The organism is Natrarchaeobius versutus, from assembly GCF_041205745.1.
Lineage (GTDB): Archaea > Halobacteriota > Halobacteria > Halobacteriales > Natrialbaceae > Natrarchaeobius > Natrarchaeobius versutus.
In genome coordinates this window covers 123117-149306 of the sequence record NZ_JBGFCC010000005.1, presented here as the reverse complement: position 1 = coordinate 149306, position 26190 = coordinate 123117, and the positions used below count along the sequence as shown (strand labels likewise).

Here is a 26190-nt window from a genome sequence, read left to right as displayed (position 1 = left end):
AACCACGTGAACACATGACGGCCATGAACGCGTGTCTGCTCGAGGAGTGGGGCGGATCGCTCTCGACCGAATCGGTGCCGGAACCGGAGCCCGGCCCCGGCGAGGTCCGCGTCGACGTGCGAGCCTGCGGTGTCACTCGAACGATCGAGAACGCGATCGGAGGTGGGCTCGACGACGATCCCGACCTCACGCCGCGGATTCCGGGCCACGAGTTCGCCGGCGTCGTCGACGCAGTCGGCGACGGCGTTTCAGGCGTTCAGCCGGGCGATCGCGTACTGTCGTACTTCTATCTCACCTGCGGCGACTGTGACGCCTGCCGGCGCGGGGACACCAACCAGTGTACGGACTTCGGCGGCTGGTACGGGGTCAACTGCGACGGCGCGTACGCCGAGCGGGCGGTACTCCCCGCTTCCAACGTCCTCGCGCTCCCCGACGGTGCGAGCTTCCTCGAGGGGGCGATCGCGACCGACGGCCTCGCGACGCCGCTTCACGTCTGCCGACGAACCGACGTCTCCGACGCCGACACCGTGTTGGTGATCGGCGCGGCCGGTCGCATCGGAATCCACCTCTCACAACTCGCCGCGCTCAGAGGTGCCCGCGTGCTGGCCGCCGATGTCGACGACGACCGCCTCGAGCACGTCGACGCGGCGACGAACGACGCGGTCGAGCCGATCGATGCTCGTGGCGGCGATTTCGCGGATCGACTCCGCGAGGCGACCGACGGCGACGGGCCGACGGTCGTCGTCGACACCGTCGGAAACATCGAGACTCTCGAGGACGCTTGGAACGCGCTCGCGATGGGCGGACAGATCGTCACGCTGACCACCCACCACGAGCGATCGTTCGCGCCGCCGCTCAAGGAGTTCGTCGTGAGGGAAGCGTCGATCGTTGGCTCACGTTATGCAACGAAAGAGGACGTCGTCCGGGCCGCTCGTCTGCTCGCCGACGGTCGGATCGACCCCGTCGTCACCGAACGCGTCGGACTCGAGGACGTTCCCGACGTCCACGAGCGGATCAGAAACGGCGAGAGTTACGGCATGGTCGTCCTCGAGCCGTAACCGCCTCGGGCGATCGGTCCACCTCGAGTCGGCGATCTCAACCCGAACGCTCCGTCTCCTCGACCTGAGTCGTACCCTGTCGTCCGCGGCCGTCACCGGGAAGGATCGCGTTCAATACGAGTGCGACTACGCCGCCGACCAGCAGTCCGGAGCCGAGGAGCACCTGAGCGTCGTCCGGAAGCTGACCGATCGCATCGGGGCGGACCTCGACGCCGACGCCGAGGACGACCGAGACGGCGATGATCGTCAGGTTCCGCCGGTTCAGATCGACGCGGTTGGCGACGATTCGGAGTCCGATCGAGAAGATCATCCCGAACAGGACGACCGCCGCCCCGCCGAGGACGGGATTCGGCATCGCCGCGACGACCTCGGCGACCTTCGGGATGAGTCCGAGCACCACGAGAAAGACGCCACAGATGCCCACCACGAGTTTGCTCGCGACGCCGGTAAAGCCGATTAACCCGACGTTCTGGGAGAAGGAGGTGTTCGGAAAGGCGTTGAACAAACCGGCGAACATACTCATAAAACCGTCCGCGAGGAGGCCGCCGCGCATCTCCTCGCTCGTCGCCCGCCGCCCCACGGTTCCGGTGGTCCCCTCAATGTCGCCGATCGTCTCCATCGCCGTGACGACGTACGCGAAGGCGGCGATCAGGATCGCACTCGGGTGGAACTCCACGCCGAACGTGAGGGGCATCGGGACGGCGACCCACCCCGCCTCGGCGACGCCCGAGAGGTCGAGCAGTCCGAGTGGAATCGCCACGAGGTAGCCGAGGACGACCGCGATCAACACGCTCGAGATCGAGAGTAGTCCGTCGAAGTACTGGTTGAAGCCGATCGCCGCCGCGAACACCAGCCCGGCGAGCGCGAGGTTCTCGAGGTTGCCGTACGTCTCGGCGCCGGGTCCGCCGGCGGAGTAATCGATCGCGGTCGGGATCAGCGTCAGCCCGACGAGCATGACGACGACGCCGGTGACGAGCGGCGGGAAGAACCGTCGGAGGTCGTCGTAAAAGTAGCCGATCACGATCTCGATAGGCGCGGCGACGATCACCGCGCCGAAGATGGCGGCGAGCCCGAACGCGTTCCCGATGTCGATCAGCGGCGCGACGAAGATTGCGCTCGTCCCCATCACGATCGGCAGTCGCGCGCCGACCGGCCCGATCGAGTACACCTGTACGATCGTCGCGATCCCGGCGACCAGAAGCGCCATCTGGACGACGAACGCCGTCTCGCCGGGCCCGAGTCCGATCGCGCCCGCGATGACGAGCGGCAACGCGACCGTCGAGAGGAACATCGCCAGCAGGTGTTGTATGCCGAGGGGAACCGCCTCCTGGAGCGGCGGTTCATCGTCGATGTCGTACGCGATCAATTCCGCATCGCCACCTCCGTGTGATTCGGTATCAGCACTCATAGGACACCTACGTCTCGAAACAGAGATATCATATATCTTCCGGAAAGCTTTTTTCAATTCACATATCCGGAGCACCGCTACCTCCGTCGAAACCTATTTGTCCGAATGATTGGATGAACGTGACGATGGATACGTCGACGGCGGCCTCGAGCGAGAAGCGATCGCTTCCGTGGGTCGCGATCGGCGCGATCGGTGCCGGACTGTTCGGCCTCGGACTCGCCGTCGGCGGTTACGGCGCGTACGTCTCCGTACTCATCGCCCGCGGCGTCTCGCCGGACGCCGCGGGCTTTGGCATGACGCTGTTCTTGCTCGGCCAGTTCCTCGCGGTCGTTCCGGCCGAGCGGTTGACCCGACGTGCATCAGTCGAGCGCGTCGCCGCCGTCGGACTGATCGTCGCCGGCGTCGGCATCGCTCTCGGCGCGATCGTTACGCTCGAGGTGACGTACGTCTCTCGGCTCGTCCTGGGACTGGGGCAGGGAACGGCGTTCGTCGCCGGGATGAAGTACGTCGGATTGCGCACGAGCGGCGCCGACACCGCCACCGCCCAGGGGATGCTCGGCGCGCTATTTACTCTCGGGCTGGCCGTCGGGTTGGCGGTCGGTCCGGTCGCCGTCCCCGCCGTCGGCCCGGCGATTCCCGCGGCCGCCGCCGCGGTGGTCGCGCTCGCCGGCGGCGTGTTGACGGGTCGACTCTCGTCGTTGACGGATGCCGGCGGGACCACGCTTCGATCGTATCTCGAGCCGTTCACCTCGCCGGCCGGCCTCGCCCTCGGACTCGCCAACATGGCGACGTTCGGCTTTCTGATGGTCGCATCGACGTGGTACGCCGAGGTGCTCGCCGGTTCGTCGCTTCCAGCGACCGCGGTACTCGTCGGATTCGCCCTGGCGACGGTCCTCGGACGCGGTCTCGGCGGCTGGCTGTCGCGAGCCTACGGCGAGCGGGCGACCGTTGCGGGGACGTTGCTCGGACTCGCGGTCGTCCTCGCCGGACTGGCGTGGGCGATCGGTACCGACTCGGCCGGCGGGATCGCCGCCGGGCTCGTGCTGACCGGCTTCGGCTTCGGGATCCCCTTCGGTCCGCTGTTCAGCCTCGCGTTCTCCGAACTGACGGACGATCCGGGCGTGACGCTCTCGGGCATGTTGCTCGTCGGCAACGGCGGCGCGCTCGCGTATCCGTGGCTCGTCGGCTGGCTGCTGGCCGCCACGGGGAGTTACGCCGCCGGCTTCGGGGCGATGGGGCTGACGGTCGGCGTGATCTGGCTCCTGTGGGCGTGGGCGATCGGCCGCTGATACCGGCTCCCCGCCGGCCTCGAGCGGAACCGGCGCTCAGATGGAGAGTCGTTCGCCGTTACAGAGGATCTGCCGGTCGAAGCTCGTCGGCGTCCGGAGTGATGCGTGGGCCGGGCAGTGGCGCTCGGCGAGTTCGACGAGTTGGGCGACTTCGTCTCTGGTCGCCGGGCTCTCGATCCGGGTCGTGTACGTGATCTCGTCGTCGACGAACCCCGGCGGCGCGTCGCCGATTCCGAGAACACCCCGCGGATCGACCTCGCCGTTGGCCTCGAGCGAGAGCGACTCGATCTCGATGCCCGTCGCGAGCGCGTTCTTCGCGTAGATGACCTGCTGGCAGAGCGCGAAGCCTGCGAGGAAGTACTCGAGGGGGCGCGGACCCCGATTCTCTCCGCCGGCCATCGTGGCGGGTTCGTCGGACTCGAACGTGAACTTGCGAGCTTCCACCCGTCCGTGGAAGTTCTCGACCAGTTCGGCCTCGACTTCGTTCTGTCCGACGGGCACCCGGTCTGCACCCTCAAGCGTCTCGAATTCGTCCCACACGGCCTCCTGTAAGTCCCAGTCGATCGTCATAGCACTCGACGAGATGGGCTCCAAGCGTAAGTAGCGTCGCTCCGATCACTTACCGGTGATCCGCGGCGTGAGACTCAGCTCGTCCGCCTCGAGTGGAACCGTCTCCGGTGCGTCGGCGATCGCCGCGTCCCGATCCGTGATCCTGGCCGACCGCTCGCTGGGCCGGTCGGGAACGGAAGGTTCCGAACAGCTTCGCCCGGACCCGCGGGACTGTCACCCCGCGAGTTCGTCCAGATCGAGTCGCTCGAGCGTCTCGGTCGTCGGCGTTCCGTCCTCGTCCCAGCCCCTGAACGCGTAGTACTCCGAGAGCATCGCATCGAGTTCCTCCGGCGGACAGTGCATGCCGGCGGCCGGGCCGTCGGGAATCGGCTCGTGCATGACGCGATGGGGAAGCGTGTCCGTCTTGCGGCTCGCGATCCCGCGTTCGACGTTGATCGCCCGCTCGAGGGTGTAGATCCGCTCGCCGATCTCCTCGACGTCCTCGGTGTCGAGCTCCCAGCCGGTCGCCGCCTCCAAGGCGTCGCGGTATCGGTCGTCGATCCGCTTGCCCCAGCCGCCCTCGCTGACGAACCGACACTGGGTTAGCGAGTCCCCCAGTGCGGTGAAGTGCTGGGAGCGAGCCGCGAACTCGGCCGTTCCCTCGGTCGTCTCGTCGTGCTCCCCGCTGTACTGGAGCGTCGGCCGCGTGTCGTGGTGAGAGCCGCCGCGGGTCGACGTCGCGTAGCCGATGCTCATCCCCTTGAGCCCGCGAGGCGAGTGCGCGGCGAACTCGAGGCCCTTCGCACCGTGGAGATAGCGCTCCGACTCGTCCTCGAGTGACTCCGCGAGTCGGAACGACCCCTCCGCGAGCCGATCGCCGATGCCCTCGCGGGCGGCCGTCTGCCGGGCGAGTTCGACCAGTCCGTCGGCGTCGCCGAACTCGAGGTGCGGGGAATCCTCGTCCAGAACTCCCCGCTCAGCGCACTCGCGGGCGAAGGCGACGGTGACGCCCCAACTGATCGTGTCCATCCCGAGGCGGTCACAGAGATCGTTCGCCTTCATCACGCGCTTGATGTCGTCGACCTCCTGCATCGTCGCGGTGGCAAAGAGGCTCTCGAACTCCGGAATCTTCGCTTCGGTGATCCCCTCGGATTGGACGGTGACGTGTTTCCCACACCGGACCGCACAGTTGGCACAGGTCGTGTCCTCGCTGACGTACTCCGATTCCAGCGTCTCGCCGCTTACCGCCTCCGCGAACTCGTCGTCGGCGTGCTCGTACTGGTTGTTTCGCATGCCGAGTTTCCCCATCTCGTTGATCGGGTTGACGAGGCCGCTGGTACCGTAGTCGGTGAGCATCTGGGTCTCTTGCATCAACGGCCCCATTCGGCTCGCCGTGAGTTCGCGAAACGCCGACTCGTCGGCGACCTCGGGCTCGAACGAGCCTTCCCGGATCGCGACGGCCTTGACGTTCTTCGCGCCGAGGACGGCTCCGCTCCCGCCGCGCCCGGCGACGCCCTCCCGGTCGCGTCCCCGGTGGACCAGACACGCGTACCGAATCAGGTTCTCGCCGGCGGGGCCGGCCGCGATCACGTGAACGTCGTCCTCGCCGTCGTCCTCCTCGCGTTCGCGGACCGCCTCACAGGTCTCGTACGTGTCGAGTCCAGTCAGTTCGTCGGCCGCCGCGACCGTCGCGCCCTCCTCGTCGACGACCACGGTGGAGAGGTCGGGCGCCTCGCCGTGGAGGACGATCGCTTCGAACCCCGTCGTCTTCTGGGCGCGGGGGAACGTGCCGCCGAACGTGCTGTCGAAGAAGCCGTTCGTCATCGGGCTGACGAAGCCGACGACGCCGCGACTCGTACTCTGGAACGGCGTCGCGTTCATCGGCCCGACGGCGAAGACGACGACGTTCTCCTGATCGAACGCGTCCGCGTCGGTCGGGACGTGCTCGCGAACCTGTGTCGCCGCGAAGCCGTTTCCACCGAGTAGCGCCCGCGCGTCGTCGGGATCGATCGCCTCGCGCTCGCTCTCGCCCGACTCGAGGTCGACGTGGAGGATCTCGCCGCCGTAGACGGGTGGAAGCTCGCTCACGCTCGGACCTCCATGGCGTCGTCCGCGTGAGCCAACGCGTCGTCGAGCGCGTCGACCGCCTCGTCGATTTCGTCCTCGGTGATCGTCAGCGGCGGCGCGACGATCAGCGTGTTGATCATGTTCGCGACGTAGACCCCGCGCTCGCCTGCTCGAGCGGCCACCTCGTCGACGACCGTCGTTCCCTGGGAGATCTTGTCCTCGCGCTCGCCGAACGGGGCGCGCTCGTCGGCCCGCTTCGTCAGCTCGATTCCCCGGAACAGCCCGACGCCGCGGACGTCACCCACGCTCGGGTGGGTAGTGCCCAGTTCCTCGAGTCGGTCACCGAGGTAGTCGCCGACGTCGGCGGCGCGGTCGATCAGATTTTCTTCCTCGTAGGTCTCGATCGCCGCCAGGCCGGCCGCACACGCGACCGGGTGGCCGGCGTAGGTGTGGCCGTGACAGAACATCTCGTCCTCGAAGTGAGCGGCGACCTCGTCGGTGACGATCGTCCCGCCAAGCGGTGCGTACGCGCCAGAGAGCCCCTTCGCCATCGTCATGATGTCGGGCGTCACGTCGAAGAGGTCGGAGGCGAACCACTCGCCGGTCCGGCCGAACCCGGACATGACCTCGTCACAGATGAGCAAGGCGTCGTGGTCGTGAGCGATCTCTTTCAACCGGGGGAGATACTCGTCAGGCGGGACGAGGATCCCGTTCGAGCCGACCACCGGCTCGACGAGCACCGCGGCCACGGTGTCGCCTTCGAGTTCGAGCATCTCGTCGATGTACTCGAGACTCTCCATCGGATCGAGCGTCGAGCCGTAGGCGTAGGGATCCGGTGCTTTGATCGCGCCAGGGATGCCGGGCTCGGCCTCGAGTCGGCGTGGATCGCCGGTGACGCTGATCGAGCCGTACGTCGCGCCGTGGTACGACCGGTACCGGGAGACGATCTTGTGTTTACCCGTGTACATCCGGGCGATCTTGATCGCGGCCTCGACGGCCTCGGTGCCGCTCGTCGAGAAGAACGTCTTCGTGAGTTCGCCCGGCGTCACGTCGGCGAGTTTTTCGCCGAGTCTTGCGCGCGCCTCCGTCGTGTATCCGGGCGCGAAGTAGGCGCCCTCCCGTGCCTGTTCTGCGATCGCGTCGGCGACGCGGTCCGCGGAGTGGCCCAGGTTCGAACACATCAACTGTCCGGAGAAGTCGAGAAACTCCTCACCGTCGGCCGTCTCGAATCGGTTCCCCTCGGCGCCGACGACCTGTCGCGGTCGGACCTCGTTTTGGAAGGACCACGTTCCGAACACGTGCTCCTTATCGAGTCGCTCGATCCCGTTTAACCCCGCCTCCGATCCGGTCTCGTCACCCATTACTGTGTCTCACTATGCACCGGAGCTAATCAAGATTTGGTCCGTCGTGACAACCATTCAACTCCGAACGCGTCTCGAGACCCCTCGAGCCGACGCCGACCGTGTTCGGACGACCGCTTTCGATCGAAAACGGCAGTCCGGTTCGGGAGGACGAAGCTTTATCGGCCCCTGTTTCGTTGTCGCCGTATGGTAGAGACAGTCATTCGGGGAGGGGTAGTCGTCACCCCGACGGACACGTTCGAAGCGGACGTCGCGATCGACGGCGAGCGAATCGTCGCCGTCGGCGACCGAGAGTCGATGCCGGAGGCCGATCGGACGATCGACGCGACCGGCTCGATCGTCATGCCCGGCGTGATCGACCCCCACGTCCACATCGACGACATGTTCTCGTTCGACACGTACGAGACGGCGACCAAGGCGGCGGCTCTCGGCGGAACGACGACGTACATCGACTTCGCCTGGCAGGCCTGGGTCGGCGAGATGACCGACTGGGAAGAGCCGGGAACGTTGCTCGAGGGGATCGACCGCAAGCGAGCGAAAGCCGAGGACGCCGTCGTCGACTACGGCTTACACGGCGCGATCACCCGTCAGGACCCCGCCGTCTTCGAGGAACTCGAGGCCGTCGTCGAGGAAGGCGTGCCGTCGATCAAGCTCTTTACCGCCTACGAGTTCGGCCTCGAGAACGGCTTTATGGATCGCGTCTTCGACGCGCTCGCAGATCTGGACGCGTTCGCCGTGTTGCACACCGAGGAGGCGACGATCTGTGACGAACGGACGGAGCGCTTCCAGGCGGAGGGGAAGGGCGATCCGGAGTGGTATCCGAAATCACGACCGGACTATGCAGAGGCGATCGCGGCCGACGCCGCCGCGCGGATGGCGATGGAAGCCGGCTGTCGGTACTACGGCATCCACACGTCCTGTCGCAAGTCCGCCGAGGTGCTCGCAGACTACCGCGAGGAGTACGGTCCGGAGATGCTCCGCGCTGAAACCTGTACCCACTACACGACCCTCGACGATACGATCTTCGAGGAACTCGGGAACCTCCCGATGATCGCGCCACCGATCCGGAAACCCGACGACATCGAGGCGATGTTCGAGCACTTGGCGGCCGGGACGCTCGACGTGGTCTCGACCGACCACTGTGGCTACACGAAAGAGAGCAAGGCGGTCGACAACTGGTGGGAGAGCAAGTTCGGCGCGAATGCACTCCAGACGAACCTGCCCGTCTTCCACGACGAGGCGATCAACCAGCGTGGCTTTTCCTATCCGTTCTTGGTCCGCGCGCTCTCGTACAATCCCGCGCGGATCTTCGGCCTGCCGGGGAAGGGAACGCTCGATCCGGGAACCGACGCCGACATCGTGATCTTCGACCCGGACGAGACGTACACGATCACCGCCGAGGACAACGCCTCTGTCGCCGACTTCTCGATCTACGAGGGCCGCGAGGTGACCGGACGCGTCACACAGACGTTCGTCCGCGGCGAACTCGTCGCCGACGACGGCGAGATCGTCGCAGACGACGGCCACGGCGAGTTCGTCGAACGCGAGTCGACTGACTGGGCGTTCTGAACGATCCTTCTCACCCTTTCGATACGCACACCGATCCCGAGTCGGCCGTCGACTCGAGCGCCTGGCGCTTACTCGTCGTAGCCGGCGGTCCGAACGACGGCGTTCGCGAGCGTGTTCGCGGCCGCATAACAGTCGTCCCAGCTCGTGTACTCTTTTTCTGTGTGGCTCTTGCCGTCCTCGCTGACGGCGAACACCATGCTCGTATCCATCACCTTGCTCATGTGGGCGGCGTCGTGGCCGGCGCCACTGTAGAGTTGCATGCTGTCGTAGCCGAGATCGTCGGCGCTCGTCTGGACCGCCCCGATACACCGGTCGGCGAAGTCGACGCTCGCCGATCGCATGCGTTTCTCGGACTCGTGGCTGACGCCCTCGCGCTCGGCGGCGGTCTCGACTTCCGCCAGTGCTCGGCTCTTGGCCTCGTCGACGATCTCGTCGGACGGATCGCGAAAGCCCCAGGTGATCGTCACCTCCTCCGGGACGATGTTGATCGAGTTCGGCTCGACGTCGACGTACCCCACCGTGCCGACCGTTCGGTCGCCGAGCGAGCCCGGGATTCGACGGACGCCCGTGATCACGTCCGCCGCGGCGACCAGCGCGTCGGATCGGTAGTGCATCGGCGTCGGCCCCGAGTGGTCGGCCTCGCCGTAGAACGTCGTCGCACCCCAGTAGAAGCCGACGACTCCCGTGACGACGCCGACGTCGACGCCCTCGAGTTCGAGGTACGGCCCCTGCTCGACGTGGAGTTCGAAGTACGCCTCGTACTCGCCGGGTTCGGCGGGCTCGTCGCCCAGATAGCCGATCCGCTCGAGTTCCTCGCGGACCGTCACGCCGTCCTCGTCGGTCTTTGCGTACTCGGTCTCGAGGTCGAGTTCGTCGATCCAGACGCCACTTCCCTGCATCGCGGGCTGGAAGCGCGACCCCTCTTCGTTGGTCCAGTTAACGATCTCGATCGGGTGACTGGTTTCGATTCCCTCTTCCTCGAGCGTTCGGAGTAACTCGAGGGGGGCGATCACGCCGAGCGCGCCGTCGTAAATGCCGCCGTAGGGCTGGGAATCGAGGTGTGAGCCCACGAGGATGGGATCCGCGTCGGGGTCGGATCCCTCACGGCGTCCGAACGTGTTTCCGAACTCGTCGATTCGAACCTCGAGGCCGAGGTCTTTCAGTTGGGCGCGAAACCAGTCGCGAATTTCCCTGTCCTCGTCGGAGAGCGCGAGTCGGTGGAGCCCGCCGTCGTCGGTCCCGCCGATCTCGGCTTGCTCGCGCATCGTCTCGACGAACCGCTCTCGCTCGATCGACAGTGTCATGCGATACCCTCGGACAGACGACCCATAAGTGTTGTCTCGGCCGTCTCGTCTCGGCGCCACGGCGGTGACGACAGGCGGTGGGCCGTCTCGCTGAATACGGGGAGGTACGTTCGTACGAACGACTCGCCAGGAGGAAACCCAATTTTTCGCGGTCGACCCCGGAGAACTGTTCGAATAATTACCGGCGAATAGAGTTATGGTGATTAACAGTTCGTAATACGTATGCGCTACTCGATGCTGTCCGTGTTCGGGAGTGCGGACCCGGCGGACGAGAACGACCCCGAGACCGATTCAGCGTCCGTCGAAAGCGGTGATTCATCCGGGCTCACTCCGTCCGAAGGGACCGAAAACTCCGCTACGACGGTCGACGCCGCCGACTGGGACGCCGTCGACAACGGGCTGTTGGATCCCGTCGGTGACGTCGAACGACCGGCCGAGAGCGCCCCGTTCGGGGACGCTACCGCCGAATCGATCGTCGTCAGCTACCTGCGGGGCTCCACGGACCCCATTTTCGTCGTCGACGCCGAGGGGAACTTCACACACTCGAACCGAGAGTGTCGCGACCTGTTCGGTCGCGTTCCCGGCGAACTGATCGGGACGAACCTCTTCGAGTACGACGAAGCGGACAACTCCGTCATGCGCGAGGTGCTCGACACCGGCGAGGCGATTCAGAACCTCGAGGGCGTCGTCGAGGTGGACGACGAAACCGTCCACGTCAGCAGAACGTTCTTCCCGCTGTTCGACGCGGCGGGTGAACTCGCCGGCGCGATCGAGATCAACCGTGACGTCTCCGAGCGCGTGGCGGCACTCGATCGACAGGACACCTTAGAGGAGTACCGGGCGTACCAAAACGAGGTGATCGCGGCCTTCGAACAGTGGACGGATCGACTCAGTCGGGGCGATTTCACCGTCGAACCCGAGATTCCCGAACCCGACGCCGACCACGAGGAGATGCGAGAGGCGTACGACCGTTTCTCGCGGATGGCCGCGGATCTGGGTGCGGCAGTCGAAGACGTCAACGACGCGCTGGTCGATGCGCGACACACCGCCGAACGGCTGGCCGAGATCAGCGACGACCTCGTCGACGCGGGCGAGGAGACGACGACCGCGACCGCCGAGATCGGCGACGCCAGCGACGCCGTCGACGACATGGCGAGCGAACAGGCCGAACAGGCGACCGTCGCCGAGGAGAACGTCGCCACCCTCGCGACCGCCGTCGAACAAATTTCCCGGAACGCAACGCGCATCGAAGAACACGCCGCGACGGCGCGAAACCGAACGCAAGAGGGCGTCGAGGACGCCGAAACGGCCCTCGAGCGGATCCGTGAGGCGATGGCGGCCTCCGAGGACAACGTCGAGCACGTCCGCGGGCTCGAACAGCGCATGGACGCGATCGGCGAGATGGCCGACCTGATCGCGGATATCGCCGATCAGACCAACCTGCTCGCGTTGAACGCCAACATTCAGGCCGCCCACGCCGACGGCTCCGGCGACGGCTTCGGCGTCGTTGCGGACGAGATCAAGAGTCTCGCGGACGATTCCAAAGCGTCGGTCGCGGAGATCGCCGACGATCTCGACGACCTCCGATCCGGGATCGAAGAGACGACAGCCGCGATCGAGCGAAGCAATCGAACGGTCGAAACCGGTGCTGACGCCGTCGACGGGGTCGTCGACCACATCGAGGAGATCGAGACGGCGGTCGGGAAAACCGACGACGAGATCCGAACGATCTCGCAGGCGGCGAGCGAACAGGCCACGACCACCGAGACCGTCGAGCAGATCGTTCGCGACCTCTCGAAGCGCAGTGACGAGATCGAAACGCAGATGGCGACGGTTTCGACCAGCATCGACCGGCAGGTCGACACGGTCGAGCGCGTCGTCGACGTCTCCGAGACGGTCGACGGCATGGCCGCGGAGATGGAAGCGACCCTCGCCGAGTTCGAACTCGAGACGGCGGAAAGCGGGAGACGCGGCTATCAGCGGGGCTGAACGGGCAGTTCGACGTGTGTCGCGAACTCGGCGTCGTGGTGAACGGTGTTCCTCGCGGTGCGATACTCGCGGTCGCCGTACAGCGGCCCGCCGGTGTTGTGGTTGACGTCGTAGCGCGGATAGTTCGACGAGGAGATGTCGAGGCGGATGCGGTGGCCCGCTTTGAACACGTTCGCGGTCGGATACGGCTCCATCTCGAACTCGTAGACTTCGCCGGGCTCGAGCAGGTCGGGTTCGTCGCGGTAGCCACGGTAACGCCCGCGACAGACCGAGTCACAGAGGTTGATCGCCGCTCCGTTCGGGAACTCCTCGCTCGGTGGGTGCTCGTCGATCAGTTTCGCCGTAAAGTCAGTATCGGGGCCGTCGGTCGAGCCGTAGACGCGAACCCGGATGGGGCCCGCAATCTCGAGGTCCTCCTCGAGCGGTTCGGTCCGGTAGACGAGCACGTCGTTTCGCTCCTCGAGAGGTCCATACGGCGCGTCGGCACCGAGCGTGTCGGGCCGGGTTCGCTGGTCGAATCCGCCACGACCCGTGAGATCCACCATCTTGCGCTCGGAGAGCGGATACTCGAGGATGTTCTCCTCGCGCTGTTCGTAGGTGATGTACGACGAGCAGTTGCCGCCGATCGTCGGGACGGGATCACGCGGATCGAACGTATAGGTCGTCGACGCGTCGTCGACGGTCGGTTTCTCCGTCGAGAGACGCCCGTCCCCGTGGACGTAGTAGCTCGTGGCGTCCGTGTCCGGAAGCGGCCACTCCTCACCCGAGCGCCACTCGCCGCCGTGGAACAGCCGACCGTCGCGACGCCGCGAGGCGTCGCCGGTCCCCATCTGGAAGTACTCGACGGTCGGCTGATCGCTCCAGCTATCCTCCCCTTTGAGGTAGTGATCGAAAAAGCGAAGCCGCGTCTCCTGGTAGTCTCTGAGCGCCTCCTCGCCGAACTCGAGTTCGCCGGAGTAGGATTTGTTCCACGAGGGGAGCGGGTAGGTGTTCCAGCCGTGGGTCCACGGCCCCATCAACAGGTAGTGATCGCTCTCTTTGCGTTCGGCCAGCGCCTCGAAGTTGTCACAGGTCGCCTTCGTGTAGGAGTCATACCACGCGCCGGCGTAGACGGTCGGTACGTCCGCCGACTCCTCGTAGTACGCCTCGAAGTTGACGCCGGGTTCCTGCCAGAGGTCGTCGCTCGCCGACCCCTGGGTCATGATGTCGAACGTCCACGCCTCGTAGTCGGGGATGTGCCGAAGGGGCGACTCGCCTCGATGGATGGGGCCGTCCTCGAGGAGGTCGGCGACGTCGACGTTCGCGAGGCGCTGTTGAATATCGGAATCTTCGAGTGCTCGCTTTGCGAACCCGCCACCGAGCGTGAGCGCCCAGCACAGCCAGCGAAGCTCGAACGTCCCGTTGTGACGAAACGTTGCCTTTCGACCGTTCGCGGCGCCCTGGTTGACGAACATCGCCTCGAGGTGGGGTGGATCCTGCGTCGCGAGCGCGGATTGGACCCACGCCCCGTAGGAGGTGCCGAACGTGGCGACCTGGCCGTCACAGTACTCTTGCTCGGCGAGCCACTCGACGGTGTCGTAGCCGTCCTCGGGTTCGTTGACGAAGATGTAGTAGTCGCCGCCGCTGTCGAAGCGCCCGCGACAGTCCTGGATCGCGACGACGTACCCTCGTTTCGCATACCACTCGCCGTGTCGTTCCATCCGTCCGCGTTTGCCGTACGGCGTCCGATCGAGCAGGGCTGGTTTTGGCTCTTCGATCGGTTCGCCGGTGTCGGGGTCCGCCGGACGATACACGTCAGTTGCCAGTTCGACACCGTCGCGGGTCTCGACCATCACGTTCAGTTCGGCCGCTACCGCGTACTCGGGCTGAGAGACCATCGAACGTATCGTCGTAGTCGAACTGTAATAGTTTATTCCCCCTCGCGGCTTCGCGTTCGGTCCATCGGGTGTCGTTTCGTCCCCCGTTTTCGGTCCTCAGTTCAGGTCGAGTCCTCCAGTTACCCCCTGGCCGGTGCCGTCTTTCGTTTCTGAATGAACGAAATCCCATAAATATATTTATATAATTTGCGATCTCCCACCGGAAACGGCCGTCCGACCGGCGGTATCTTTATGTGGGCGCCGTTGGGTTTTACTTCGTATACCGGCGTGGGTGTGAACACTCGCCACGGTACGCAGCTCAACAGAGAGGGAATTCATGACAGACAAACACGACGCGACGGACGAACTCAGAACGGACGGCGGGGAGCCATCGCGAGAGGAGGCATCCTTCGTCGAGTACGGCATCGATGACAAACCACCGATTCTCGAGTCGATTTTCCTCGGGGTCCAACACTACCTGACGATGATCGGCGCGACGGTCGCCATCCCATTGATTCTTGCGGGACTCATGGAGATGCCACCCGCCGAGACGGCGCAGCTCGTCGGAACGTTCTTCGTCGTCTCGGGGATCGCAACCCTCGCACAGACGACGATCGGTAACAGATATCCGATCGTCCAAGGGGGGACATTCGCCCTCCTGGCTCCGGCGATCGCGATAATACTGGCACTCGGTGCCGAGGGGGTGGGCTGGAGGGTAACTCTCCTCGAGTTACAGGGGGCGATCATCGCGGCAGCGCTGATACAGGTGGTGCTCGGTTACTCCGGGCTCCTCGGTAAGCTGAAGTACTACCTCTCGCCGGTCGTGATCGCACCGGTGATCGTTTTAATCGGTCTCTCGCTGATCGACGTCGGGGACGTCACGCGTATCGACCAGAACTGGTGGTTGCTCGGACTGACCCTGCTCCTGATCATCCTGTTCTCACAGTACCTCGATCAGTACAACCGGTACGCGAAGCTGTTCCCGGTCTTGCTGGGTATCGCGACGGCCTGGATCGCCGCTGGCGTCCTCACGGCAGTCGGCGTCTACACGGAAGCAAGCCACGCCGAAACCGGATACGTCGATACGGGGTTGATCGCTGAGGCTCCGCTCATCCAGCCGATCTACCCGCTCCAGTGGGGCATACCCGAGTTCACGCTCGCGTTCGCTATCGGTATCTTCGCCGGCGTCGTCGCCTCGATGGTCGAGAGTATCGGTGACTACTACGCCGTCGCGCGGATCTCCGGGCTCGGTGCCCCGAGCGAAAAACGGATCAACCACGGTATCGGGATGGAAGGACTCGGCAACGTCTTCGCCGGTATCATGGGAACGGGTAACGGCTCGACATCCTACGGTGAGAACATCGGTGCGATCGGAATCACCGGCGTCGCCTCGCGGTACGTCGTTCAGATCGGCGCGATCGTGATGCTCATCGTCGGGTTCGTCGGACCGTTCGGTGCGCTCATCGTCTCGATCCCGAGTCCGATCGTCGGCGCACTCTACATCGCGATGTTCGGACAGATCGCCGCAGTTGGTCTATCGAACCTGAAGTTCGTCGATCTCGACGCCTCTCGAAACGTCTTCATCATCGGTATCGCGTTATTCCTCGGACTCGCGTTACCGAACTACTTCGCGAACTTCGAAAGCCCCGGTGACTTCCAGGCGATCGCCGAGGGTGCGGCCGTGATCGGTCCAATCCTCGGCCAGCAGGTCGTCTCCGACACGATCTTCGTCATCGGCTCGACCACAATGGCAGTCGGTGGTATCCTCGCGTTTATCCTCGACAACACCGTCAAAGGCACACGCGAGGAACGCGGGCTCGCACAGTGGGAGTACCTATCGGAGGACGAAGAGGAGTTCCAGTCGATCTTCGACCGACTGAGCTCCGGTGGCGGTTCCTCGAGCGCCGAAAAGGCGGACTAACCGCTCGAACGCGGTTTTCTCTTTCAGCGAAACGTTCAATAACCGGCCGGACACAGTTTCGCCAATGCCGAGCAGACGCGGTCTCGAGCTCGAGCGAGGGGAACACCTCTACTACCGAGGAGGGCTCCGAAAGGGGGGTGAGATTGCCGTCACCGACGATCGCGTCCTCGTCCGCTCCGACGGCGAACTGACGAGCGTACCCTACGCGAACGTCAGCGAGATCACGAACGAGTCGTTCAACTGGTTTCTGGCGATTCTGAGCGGCTCGCTCGTCCTCTTCGGACTGTATTCGATGACGGAGAACGTCGTCATCGGTGCCGTATTCGCCCTCTTCGGGCTCTGGAGCGTCTATCGGACCTATCGTCACCGCGACCGCGTCCGCATCCACACCCACAGCCAGGCCAAACCGGTCGAGGTCTTCCCCGACAACGTCGACGGACTGTACGACGAACTCGAGCCGGCGATCGAGGCGGTCAGAGACGAACGCGGCGAGACTGACCCGGACCAGACTGACCCGGACACAGACTGACCCGGACACAGACTGACCCGGACACAGACTGACCCGGACAAACTATAGTAGCCACTGAACGTCAATACACACCCGATCGCCAGACGGATCGGCGATCGGTGTGTTAACTGTTTCAGTTGTTACTATCGCCTCAGAACCGCTCTTTCAGTGTGACCGCTCGACATCGAATCGCCTGTTCTACTATAAATTGAAACGATTTACACACCACTCACGGACGGCGCACGGAGACCGATCCCGTTCGTCCGGTCTCCGGGGGCTGTCGTGAGCGGGTGTGCAATGACTTCAAGTGGCTACGATAATTCTCCTCGAGACGCCGTTTGATCTCGGCGTGTTCACTTCGATCCCGATTCGGCGTCGACGAAATCGCATGCGTCGTCGTGGCACCAAATCGTCAGGAACGCCGTCACAGACCCGCGTACTAGCGGTTCGGACCGAAGGTTTTTCTCTTGGCGGACCAATCTCCCCGTCAGCACATGGCTACCGACGACCGTATTCTCGAGGGCGTAAATGTCGTTGACCTGACGACGTTCGTCACCGGGGGATTCTGTTCGCTGATGCTCGCCAACCAGGGCGCTAATGTCGTCAAAATCGAACGACCCGGCGCTGGAGACGACAACCGCCACTCCGGACCACCGTTTATCGACGGCGAGTCGCCGTACTTCTGGACCGTCAACTACGGCAAGAAGAGCGTCGAACTCGATCTCAAGACCGAGGCCGGACGCGAGGCACTGTACGACCTCGTGAGCGAGGCGGACGTCTTCCTCCAGAACTACCGTCCCGGTACGGCACAGCGGCTCGATGTCGACGAGGAGACGATCCGCTCGCACAACGACGAGATCGTCTACTGTGCGATCTCGGCGTTCGGACAGACGGGTCCCTGGCGCGAGCGTCCCGGCTACGACCTGATGATCCAGGGGATGAGCGGAGTGATGAGCGTTACCGGCGAGGCCGACGGTCGACCAGTGAAAGTCGGCCTCCCGATGACCGACCTCATCACGGCGATGTGGGCCGCATTCGGCATCTCGAACGCCCTCTATCGGCGCGAACTGACTGGCGAGGGCGAGTACATCGACCTCGGGATGCTCGACGCCGTCTTACCCTGGCTCACCAAACAGGCCGGGAAGGTGTTCGCCGACGAATCGCCGTCCCGGATGGGAACCAAAGACCCCGTCCTCGCCCCGTACCAGACGTTCGAGACCGAAGACGGCTACCTCAACGTCGCCTGTCTCAACCAGAAACTCTGGCGGGAACTCTGCGAGGCGATCGACCGGCCCGAACTGACCGAGGACGACCGCTTCGAGACCAACGGCGACCGCGTCGAACACATGGCCGAACTCGAGGCCGAACTCGAAAAGACGTTCCGCGAGCGGACGACCGACGAGTGGATGTCGATCATTGTCGAAGACGCCGGCGTGCCGGCCGGTCCCGTCTTCGAGGTCGAGGACGCGCTGTACAACGAACAGACCGAGGCACGCGGCGCGACGACGACGATCGAGGATCCGGAACGCGGCGAGATTCCGGTCGTCGAACACCCGCTCAACTACGGGCAAGCCGACAGCGGGTTCGAGTCGCCACCGCCGCGACTCGGCGAACACAACCGGAGCGTCTTCGCGGACCTCGGCTACGACGAGGACGAACTCGACGACCTCGAGGAACGCGGCGCGTTCGGCGACGCTGAGTAACGTCTCGGGCGTCTCGATTCGAGCCGGGTGACCGAACCGAAACGTGATATCTGATCGATTATTCGGTAACAATACATTTTTCTTGAAAGTTTTGTCGGGTACTTGCGATACTCGCCCGCGGTGTATCGTACTACCGAGAGTGGGCTGTTTGAGGCGTTAGATCTTCTTGTACTCGAGTTCTATATTCAGTCACATCTATAGTAACAACTGCAACGATTTACACACTGATCGCCGAACCGTCTGGCGATCAGGTGTGCAATGACTTGTAGTGGCTACTATAGTCTACCTCTGGTTTCCAGCTATGGGTTCTGTCAACTGGTCAGTTTAGATGAATACTTTCTAAGTTGGCTAACGACGCAGATATCATCACACAGTCGGTAATAGCCAACCGAAATATTATTTATTCAATGGGTCCTCGTCGTAGATAATATGGCCGACAGACGATCTCCCTCGCGTCGAGAGTGGCTTGGCGTGTGTGCCGGAACGACGGGAATAACGATGCTCGCAGGCTGTTCGAGCGCCGACGAAACCGACGACGAAGACACCGATTCCAGCGACGGCGGCGTCCTCGAGTTCGACGACGACTCGAGCGGTGACTGGCCGATGTTCGGTGCCGACCTCCAGAACACCGGCTATCAACCCGACGGTGACGGCCCAGTCGAGGACGTGGAAGTTCGGTGGCGACTCGAGGGAGGCGACAGTTTCGTCTCGAGTCCCGCAGTCGTCGACGGAACCGTATATGCCGGATGCCGCGACGGGTATCTGTATGCGGTCGACGCCGAAACCGGGTCGACCGAGTGGGCCGTCGAGTTAAACAAGCGAATAACACCTCCTCCGACCGTGATCGATGGAATCGTTTACGTCTCGAGTCATGGAGTCCCAAACAAATTGCATGCACTTGAGGCTGATTCTGGCGAGCAATTGTGGGAGGAAGAACTCGAAAACACGACGCAAACTCCAGTTCCGTACGGGGATAATCTCTATGTATTCTACCCTGGATGGCTTCTCAGTATCGATAGAAAATCGGGCGAATCGTCAGTCTTATTCAAAGATTACGGACGAACACCAGATTTGCCAGCGATTGCAGACGGTATGGTATTCGGAGGAGGAAGTCACTCGTTCGTAGCCTACAACATTGAACGTCAAGAACTGAAATGGGAATTTGAAAATGAAAATTCAGACTTTATGTCCGAAGCCACCCCTGCAATTTCAAATGAAACAGTCTATGTCGGTAGTGGTGACACAAAATTATATGCAATTGATATTCAGGACGGTGGAGAAAAGTGGTCGTTCAAAACTGAGAGACCAATTTCTGCGGGCCCATCAATAGTTGACGACAACGTATACTTGCCAGCTCGAGATGGACACGTCTATTCAATTGATAAAGATACTGGTGAAGAAGAGTGGTCTACTGACTACGAACTACGGCTTCAACAAAAACCAGTTGTGACAGATAACATGATTTATTTTGTTGATGGAAAAACATTACATGGTCTCAATAGGGATGATGGAGGTCAGCAGTGGTCATTTACTCCTGACGAGGATGAAACAATCGGAGGTACCGTTGCCGTCTCGGACGGTGTCATCTATTTACCATCTCGAGACCATCATCTTTATGCTCTTGAGGAATCTTAAAAATCAGGATTTTGTATATTTCTCTATATGTGTATATTGGGAAATTAACTAGTTCCTGCCTCCGGCCAACCTTCCGACTCCTCGGCCCAATCGCCAGTCCGATCACCGACGCCCAGACGCTGAGGTGGAACCAAGACGATTACCACAGTCCGCGACTCGAACGATATCGCTCGTGTCGATCCAACGGGTTCACCTTCGAATACGACGGATCCGTCTTCGCGAACGTAATTTTCACCCTGTACGTTCGACGGCGTTCCCGTATTCGACTCGAGTTCGAACCTGGCGTACTCGCCTCTAACTTTCACGTCCCAGACGTTCGTCGTCGCGACCCATCCACTTGGTAACGGAACGATGGGTAACCCGGCGGGAACACGGTTCGGCGAGAGGTTGAACTCTCCGTCCTCGTCCATAATGCCAGTCTCGTTGTTGCGCAACCAGTCGTGTTCGAGGTCGTGTTCGTCTATCGTCTCGTTCATCCGCTGGGCGACGATCTCTTCCGTTCGTTCCTCGAGTTCGTCTCGGACGCTTTCGTTCAAATAATCTACGTTAGCCAAATCAAAGTCATCAACTGTAGTCTGATTAACTGCTTCCGCCAGTGCATAGTTGACACTTGCTCCCGCGTGTTGTTTGAACACCTCTTCGCTTTCATATGGGTTTTCGCCATGGTTGTCGACGTCAATTTCTGTACGAACGTGCTGTTCTACGTGATCGACGCCTTCACCGCCACCGAGCATTGCGGCCTGCTGACCGGGCGTTCCATCCCCAATATCGTCTATACCTTCGTTAACAAGCTCTTCAATTCTATCATAATTGAAATCGAGTCCATGTTCTAACCCATCAAGTTCATCGACTGTTCTTGAATCGAGATTGTTGATTTCGCTATTAACTCCTTGTTCTAAGTCCTCATACACCTGCTCATCATCGATCAGTTTCTCGTCCTCCTCCTCGAGCAACACATCCGCCAATCTCGCGGCCTCGAGAAGTTCCCCAGCCATTCGCAGCGTCAGAACGTCGTCGGTAGCAGAATCAAATATCCAGCCGAGCACCCGATCGAGAACGCCAATATTGACCTCGTTGTACGGAATCGCGAACCAGTTGTTGTTTCGTGCCGCCATCGGTGTGTGGGTCGCATTCCCGGTCGCCGGGACCTCTTGGGCTTCGACCGCCTCGAGCGAGAGGTACGTTGGCGATCCGGTCGGTGTATACTCTATCTCGTCGCTGTACGGCGAGTCGACCGTGGCTGGTTCGTACTCGGTCTCGCCGCCGGCGACACCGCGGGAGAACTCGGTGAGCCCCTCGAGGACGTCGTCGCCGGCATCGAGTTCGTCGCCGAGCCTGTCGTCGAGTTCGTCCTGTACCTGCTGGTTCGCCTCGCTGGTCGTCTCGATTTGGCCTTTGACGTTGTCGATGTAGTTCTGCCGGGCCTCGATGCGGGCTTTGTCCGCTGCGGTTGGGTACCGGTCGGGAACGCGGTGGTAGACGAGCTGTTCGTCCACCTCGTCGTTCAGATCGCCAAACGGATCTCCTGTCAGGAGTTCACCGTTTTCGAAGGTCACGGTGTCCGCATCCTCGCGAAGCTGTGTACGGATGTAGTAGAGATCGAGCGCGATCGCGACCGCGATCAACTCGCTCGGCGGATCCGTCTCGAGGATCTCCTCGTCTCCGTCTTCGACCGCAAAGCGGTTGCGAAGCTCTCCCTCGCTCCGAATCTGATCGGCTTCGACGACCTGGTGCTCGAGTTGTGCCTCGACGTCCGCGCTTCGATTGACGTGCAACAGTCGTTCAGTGCTCTCGTTCGGAAACGCCGCGTAGTTGTCGAGGGTGACGTTTTCGGCGAGGTCGGTCTGCCACCCGCCGTCGTCCTCGAAGAACTGCTCTGGTAGACTGTTCGGCCACTCGTCGCTGACGGTTTCGTTGTACCCGCCCTCGATTCCGCGGTAGTCGATCGCGTCCCTGTTGGTGTGGGTTGCAATCACTTCCAACTCGGTTTCGTACACCGACGTCGAATCACGCGTTGCATTGGCGGTCGATCCGATGTCCTCCGGACCGTTGTAGCTCCACGTGAGATCGCGTACGTGGTCCTGTCGAACGGTGACGGTAGCGGTCGCGTACGTCGTCTCCTCCTCCGCCGTGTCGGGATCTCCTTCCTCGAACGTGACGGTCACGTTCGCCTCCGTCGAGAGGTCGTTGTTCGACTCCGTCCAGTTGCTCGAGTCGGTGAGGTCAGGCTTGGCGGTACTCGGCAGGTTTCGCCTGTCGGTCGCCGTCTCGAGTTCGGCTCGCGTCTCGACGCTGTGGACGTCGTCGATCGCGTCGTGGACGCCCATTTCGACGAGCGTCTGTGCGTACGCGAGATCCGCGAACAGATTGACGTCGATCGTCTGCTCGGCGTCCACTCTCGTATGCTCGCCCGCGGCGTTTGCCGTCGACTCCATGACGTCCATCGAGTCGATCGGCTCGTCGAGGTTCGCGTTCTGATCGCCATAGAGGTACTCGAGGCCTGCACAGAAGTCCTCGGCGTCCGCGACGGCGGGTTCGTCGCCGGTGTGTCCCTCGTAGAGTTCTTCGGCGTCCTGTGCGGCGAGACAGCCCCAGGCGTTTCGCATAACTGCCTCTCGGTTCGGATCGGTGGTGCCGAACGTCGACTCCTGGACGTCGAACGTGGCGTCGTTTGCCATCAATTCGACGTGGCGATTCGCCATCACTTCCGATATCGGCGCCCCGCCCCACTGGGCGAGACCGCGCGCCCAGGTGAGCGGGTAGAGTCGCGCCGCGATGTGCTGTCCGAAGCCGTTGAGGCTGGTTGGATCGCCGAGCCCTCCTTCGACGACGCCCATGTTCAGCTGGTGTTCGTACTCACGGGTCTTCTGGTGGAGGACGAAGACGTTCGTCCCGACCACGACGGAGACGTCTTCGACTCGATGAGCGACCCGCTGTCCACCGCGTTCGACCGTTATTTCGACACCCTCGATCGTCACCTCGAGCTGTCCAGGTTCGAGGTCGTTTCCGGAGTCGATTCCGGGATCGAGTTTCACGCGGTCGATCGCGTCGATAGCCGAACTCCTGTTGTCCTCGAGCGGTGGGATCGAGGCGTTCGTCGTCGTGTCTCCACGGAACTCGCCGTCGAGGTGGGCGAGGTCGCGTTCGACTGCGTTGTAGATTCGGAGTTTGAGATACCGCTCGAACGCGTGATCGGGATCGACCTCGAATCGCCCATCCTGGTACTCTCCCGGCATCTCGTCGATCCACGCCGGCGGATTGTGGGAGTCCGTCGCCGCGATGGCCTGGCCCCACGAATTACTCCCGTTTGGGTCCATCAACGGCTCCTGTGCCGACTGTTCGGCGGCGTTTGCGGCGGCGTGTCGAACCACGGTCTGGGCCGTCGCGGAGGTCCGATCCATCGCGAGCGAGGCGTCCACGGTCGGTTCCGGGGTGACGCGTGACTGGAGAACTGCGACGGACATGACGCTCGTCACCAGTAACAACACGCCGATGATGGCGAACGGAATGCGCGCACGGTCGTCGAGCGTGATCGACACCGTCGACGGCCGCTGTTCGCCCGTTCGTTTCATTCGTTCCACACCCGTACGGTGATCGTCACTTCGTCGGTTGCGACGGTCGGCGCGACGAGATCGTCGACCTCGTTCGTGACTGTCTCTTCATCCTCCGGATACGTCGCGCCGATTTCTGCCTCGATCTCGTCGATCTCCTCGTCGTAGGTGCGCTCGAGATCGGTCGCGATCGTCTCGGTGAGGTTCTGTGCGAGCTTTTCGTTGGCCGCGGAGACGTTGACGGCGGTTCGACTGAGGTTTCCGCTCTCCGAGTCGTACTCGACGTCGAGTGCGTCGCCGGCTCGGTGGTACTCGTACAGCGCGAGATCCCGATCGAGGTCGTTCCCCTGGAGTGCGATCGTCGTCGATTCCTCCGGGAATAACCCGGTGACGATCGCCTCGGCGATCGGCTCCGCGGTCCGGTCGAAGCTTCGATTTTCGGCGTCGTAACTCCCCTCGAGTTCGCCCTCGGAAACCGGTGGGAAATCGCTCGCGACGGTGAACGTTGCGGTGCTGACGTCGGCGTCCGTGGGTGGGCGGTCGCCGGCGACGGTCTCCCCGTGGATCGACGCGTCCTCGTATGGCTCCCAGGACGCGACGACGTGAACGTCGTCGTTTGCGCCGATCAACTCGCTTCCGACGTTGGCGTCGACCGCCTCACGAAACTCCACACCGGCATGAGAGAGGGGCTCTCCGTCGAGGTGGAGATTCGCGATGACTGCCGCGGCGAGCAACTGTGCCAGCGGTCCGTGTCTCACTCGTTCGTACCGATCGGCTTCGTACTCCGCGTCGTCGAAGACGCCGGTGTCGTCGTGGCGTTCGATCGACTGGATCGAGTATTCGACCGTCGTCGTCGACGTCGCGATCGTCTGTGCCGTCTCGTCGGCGATCTGTGGATCGTGACGGTCGAGATCTTCGGCGAGAAAGACCGCGATGATCCCGATCGAGGCGGTAATACAGAGCAGACAGAGCGAGACGTCGACGACCGTGCTGACGGCGCGGTTGCTTCGGCGAGAATTAATGGACATCAGCGCCACACCTCCACGTGAAGCGTTCCACCGCGGACGTCGCCAGCCGGATCGCGCTCGAGGTGGACGCCGACCGATCGACTTGCGGTCCCGGTCGTTTCCGGTCGGCCGACGTCAGTTTGTCCGTACCGGACGGTGCCGTCTTCCCGGACGACAGCGCTATCGACGGTGATATCCCGCCCCTCATCAGTGACGCTTGTCACTTCGATGAGGACCGTGTAACCGTCCGGGAGTTCTACCCCCTCGTGGAGATCGTTTCGATCGGTCGTCTCGTGGTAGACGCCATCCGAGCCGACGCCGTTCCAGACCTGTTCGAGGGTTGCGTCGGCCGGGTCTCGCGCTGTCGTTGCCGGATAGAGGTTTGCGAGGACGCCGGTGTAGAGGACGACGCCCGCACAGACGAGCCCGATCGCCACCAGGGCGGCGAGCGGCTCGGTCTGTCCGCTATTCCGCGACGACGAGCGTAACACGGTACTCCCCCGTCGTTTCATCGACGGTGATTTGTGTCGTTTCGTTGGCGATCTGGTCGGCATCCTCCGGATCGGTCCCCTCACAGAGGACGACTTCCTCCTCGAATTCGGAGACGGTCGTCGCCTCACACGTAACGTCGTCGAAGTCGACGGTCAGATCCAGCGGTTCTGAGACCGAGCTGGTGTTCTCGAGACTGAACATCATCGAGTCGGCCCCATCACGGAACCACGTCGACCCACGCCGTTCGACGTCTTCTTCTTCGCCGTAGCCTTGCCCCACGACGGAGATGTCGGCCTGCTCGCTCCCGTCGCCGTCGTACTCGAATCGAATATCGGTCGCAAAACCCGTATTCGGTTCTCCGAGGCCGTCGACCACCTCCGCGGTGACCCGCGGCCTCGCGGTCACGTCGTCGGGCTTGACGGTCACCGTTCGAACGACGAACCGGTCGCCGGCCGGATACCACTCGTCGTCGGTCGTTCCGTGGGATTCGTTGATCCGTCCGAGAAACTCGGCGGTCGCGTCGACGTCCTCTCGCTCGAGTTCGGATTCGAACTCGTCGCCGAAGGAGTCCCCGTAGGTGACGTTCTCGAGGCGCTCGTCGTCGGTTACCAGAACGACGGTTCCGTACGCCAGACTCGAGTGTGCTCGCCCGTGTTCGTTTCGTAACTCGAGGCCCGTCCCCTCTTGCAGACGGAACTCATCTGCGTCGTGTTCGTGGACGGTGCTAGCGCTGTAGGGGCTCCCGGAGATTCTGTCGATCGAGTTTCCAGCGCCGTTCGCGTCGGGTGGCGGTCCCGTCGGCAATCCGAGGACGACCCCGGCGATGACGACGCTCGCTGCCGACACGCCGAACCAGACGTACCACGCGTCGACGGGTGCTTCCAGATCCATGGCTGGCGTTTCCTGCGTGATCGTATTTAAAC

General features: G+C 62.9%; 18 protein-coding genes. 8 read left to right on the top strand and 10 right to left on the bottom strand.

Going from position 1 to position 26190, the window contains the following annotated elements; genetic code table 11:
* Positions 1 to 14 precede the first annotated feature (14 nt).
* The gene (locus tag AB7C87_RS12810) at positions 15 to 1058 is read left to right on the top strand and encodes an alcohol dehydrogenase catalytic domain-containing protein (RefSeq protein ID WP_369729865.1); all 1044 of its coding nucleotides are present in this window, start codon (positions 15 to 17) and stop codon (positions 1056 to 1058) included.
* A gap of 37 nt (positions 1059 to 1095) precedes the next feature.
* Here the strand turns inward: AB7C87_RS12810 and AB7C87_RS12805 are convergent, their stop codons facing one another.
* Complete coding sequence (locus AB7C87_RS12805) at positions 1096 to 2466, bottom strand: uracil-xanthine permease family protein (RefSeq protein ID WP_369729864.1); 1371 nt, start codon at positions 2464 to 2466, stop codon at positions 1096 to 1098.
* Between the two features lie 125 nt (positions 2467 to 2591).
* On the opposite strand from AB7C87_RS12805, the gene AB7C87_RS12800 reads away from it, so the two are divergent.
* Positions 2592 to 3755, top strand: a complete 1164-nt coding sequence (locus AB7C87_RS12800; RefSeq protein WP_369729863.1) for an MFS transporter — start codon at positions 2592 to 2594, stop codon at positions 3753 to 3755.
* A 36-nt stretch (positions 3756 to 3791) separates the two neighbouring features.
* Here AB7C87_RS12800 and AB7C87_RS12795 read toward each other — a convergent pair whose 3' ends face one another.
* The 3 genes from AB7C87_RS12795 to AB7C87_RS12785 all read right to left on the bottom strand — a co-directional run bounded on the left by AB7C87_RS12795 (position 3792) and on the right by AB7C87_RS12785 (position 7732).
* Complete coding sequence (locus AB7C87_RS12795; protein WP_369729862.1) at positions 3792 to 4325, bottom strand: OsmC-related (seleno)protein; 534 nt, start codon at positions 4323 to 4325, stop codon at positions 3792 to 3794.
* Positions 4326 to 4538: 213 nt separating this feature from the next.
* Complete coding sequence (locus AB7C87_RS12790; protein WP_369729861.1) at positions 4539 to 6392, bottom strand: aldehyde ferredoxin oxidoreductase family protein; 1854 nt, start codon at positions 6390 to 6392, stop codon at positions 4539 to 4541.
* Positions 6389 to 7732, bottom strand: a complete 1344-nt coding sequence (locus AB7C87_RS12785) for an aminotransferase family protein (RefSeq protein WP_369729860.1) — start codon at positions 7730 to 7732, stop codon at positions 6389 to 6391. The genes AB7C87_RS12790 and AB7C87_RS12785 overlap by 4 nt, the downstream gene beginning before the upstream one ends.
* A 186-nt stretch (positions 7733 to 7918) precedes the next feature.
* On the opposite strand from AB7C87_RS12785, the gene AB7C87_RS12780 reads away from it, so the two are divergent.
* Complete coding sequence (locus AB7C87_RS12780) at positions 7919 to 9301, top strand: dihydroorotase (RefSeq protein WP_369729859.1); 1383 nt, start codon at positions 7919 to 7921, stop codon at positions 9299 to 9301.
* 68 nt (positions 9302 to 9369) lie between these two features.
* On the opposite strand, the gene AB7C87_RS12775 is transcribed toward AB7C87_RS12780, so the two are convergent.
* Positions 9370 to 10605, bottom strand: a complete 1236-nt coding sequence (locus AB7C87_RS12775; RefSeq protein ID WP_369729858.1) for a Zn-dependent hydrolase — start codon at positions 10603 to 10605, stop codon at positions 9370 to 9372.
* Positions 10606 to 10827: 222 nt separating this feature from the next.
* Between AB7C87_RS12775 and AB7C87_RS12770 the strand changes: the two genes are divergently transcribed.
* Positions 10828 to 12594 (top strand): methyl-accepting chemotaxis protein, encoded by a 1767-nt coding sequence (locus AB7C87_RS12770; RefSeq protein ID WP_369729857.1) that lies wholly within the window; start codon positions 10828 to 10830, stop codon positions 12592 to 12594.
* Here the strand turns inward: AB7C87_RS12770 and AB7C87_RS12765 are convergent.
* Complete coding sequence (locus AB7C87_RS12765) at positions 12582 to 14471, bottom strand: CocE/NonD family hydrolase (RefSeq protein ID WP_369729856.1); 1890 nt, start codon at positions 14469 to 14471, stop codon at positions 12582 to 12584. The genes AB7C87_RS12770 and AB7C87_RS12765 overlap by 13 nt on opposite strands.
* A 316-nt stretch (positions 14472 to 14787) precedes the next feature.
* Between AB7C87_RS12765 and AB7C87_RS12760 the strand changes: the two genes are divergently transcribed.
* The 4 genes from AB7C87_RS12760 to AB7C87_RS12745 all read left to right on the top strand — a co-directional run bounded on the left by AB7C87_RS12760 (position 14788) and on the right by AB7C87_RS12745 (position 20217).
* Positions 14788 to 16371, top strand: coding sequence for a uracil-xanthine permease family protein (locus tag AB7C87_RS12760; RefSeq protein ID WP_369729855.1), 1584 nt, complete (start codon positions 14788 to 14790; stop codon positions 16369 to 16371).
* 64 nt (positions 16372 to 16435) lie between these two features.
* Positions 16436 to 16900 (top strand): hypothetical protein, encoded by a 465-nt coding sequence (locus AB7C87_RS12755; protein WP_369729854.1) that lies wholly within the window; start codon positions 16436 to 16438, stop codon positions 16898 to 16900.
* A gap of 473 nt (positions 16901 to 17373) precedes the next feature.
* Entirely contained in the window at positions 17374 to 18582 is a 1209-nt protein-coding gene (locus tag AB7C87_RS12750) for a CaiB/BaiF CoA transferase family protein (protein WP_369729853.1), read from the top strand.
* Between the two features lie 429 nt (positions 18583 to 19011).
* A complete protein-coding gene (locus AB7C87_RS12745) occupies positions 19012 to 20217 on the top strand; it encodes an outer membrane protein assembly factor BamB family protein (RefSeq protein ID WP_369729852.1) in 1206 nt (401 codons plus the stop codon).
* 44 nt (positions 20218 to 20261) lie between these two features.
* Here AB7C87_RS12745 and AB7C87_RS12740 read toward each other — a convergent pair whose 3' ends face one another.
* Genes AB7C87_RS12740 through AB7C87_RS12725 form a run of 4 tightly spaced genes read right to left on the bottom strand, consistent with a single transcriptional unit; the run spans position 20262 to position 26158 of the window.
* A complete protein-coding gene (locus AB7C87_RS12740) occupies positions 20262 to 23789 on the bottom strand; it encodes a DUF7286 family protein (protein WP_369729851.1) in 3528 nt (1175 codons plus the stop codon).
* Positions 23786 to 24796 (bottom strand): DUF7284 family protein, encoded by a 1011-nt coding sequence (locus AB7C87_RS12735; protein WP_369729850.1) that lies wholly within the window; start codon positions 24794 to 24796, stop codon positions 23786 to 23788. The genes AB7C87_RS12740 and AB7C87_RS12735 overlap by 4 nt, the downstream gene beginning before the upstream one ends.
* Complete coding sequence (locus AB7C87_RS12730; RefSeq protein ID WP_369729849.1) at positions 24796 to 25266, bottom strand: DUF7285 family protein; 471 nt, start codon at positions 25264 to 25266, stop codon at positions 24796 to 24798. Before AB7C87_RS12730 ends, AB7C87_RS12735 begins: the two co-directional genes overlap by 1 nt.
* Positions 25241 to 26158, bottom strand: coding sequence for a DUF7283 family protein (locus AB7C87_RS12725; RefSeq protein ID WP_369729848.1), 918 nt, complete (start codon positions 26156 to 26158; stop codon positions 25241 to 25243). The genes AB7C87_RS12730 and AB7C87_RS12725 overlap by 26 nt, the downstream gene beginning before the upstream one ends.
* Positions 26159 to 26190: the final 32 nt, after the last annotated feature.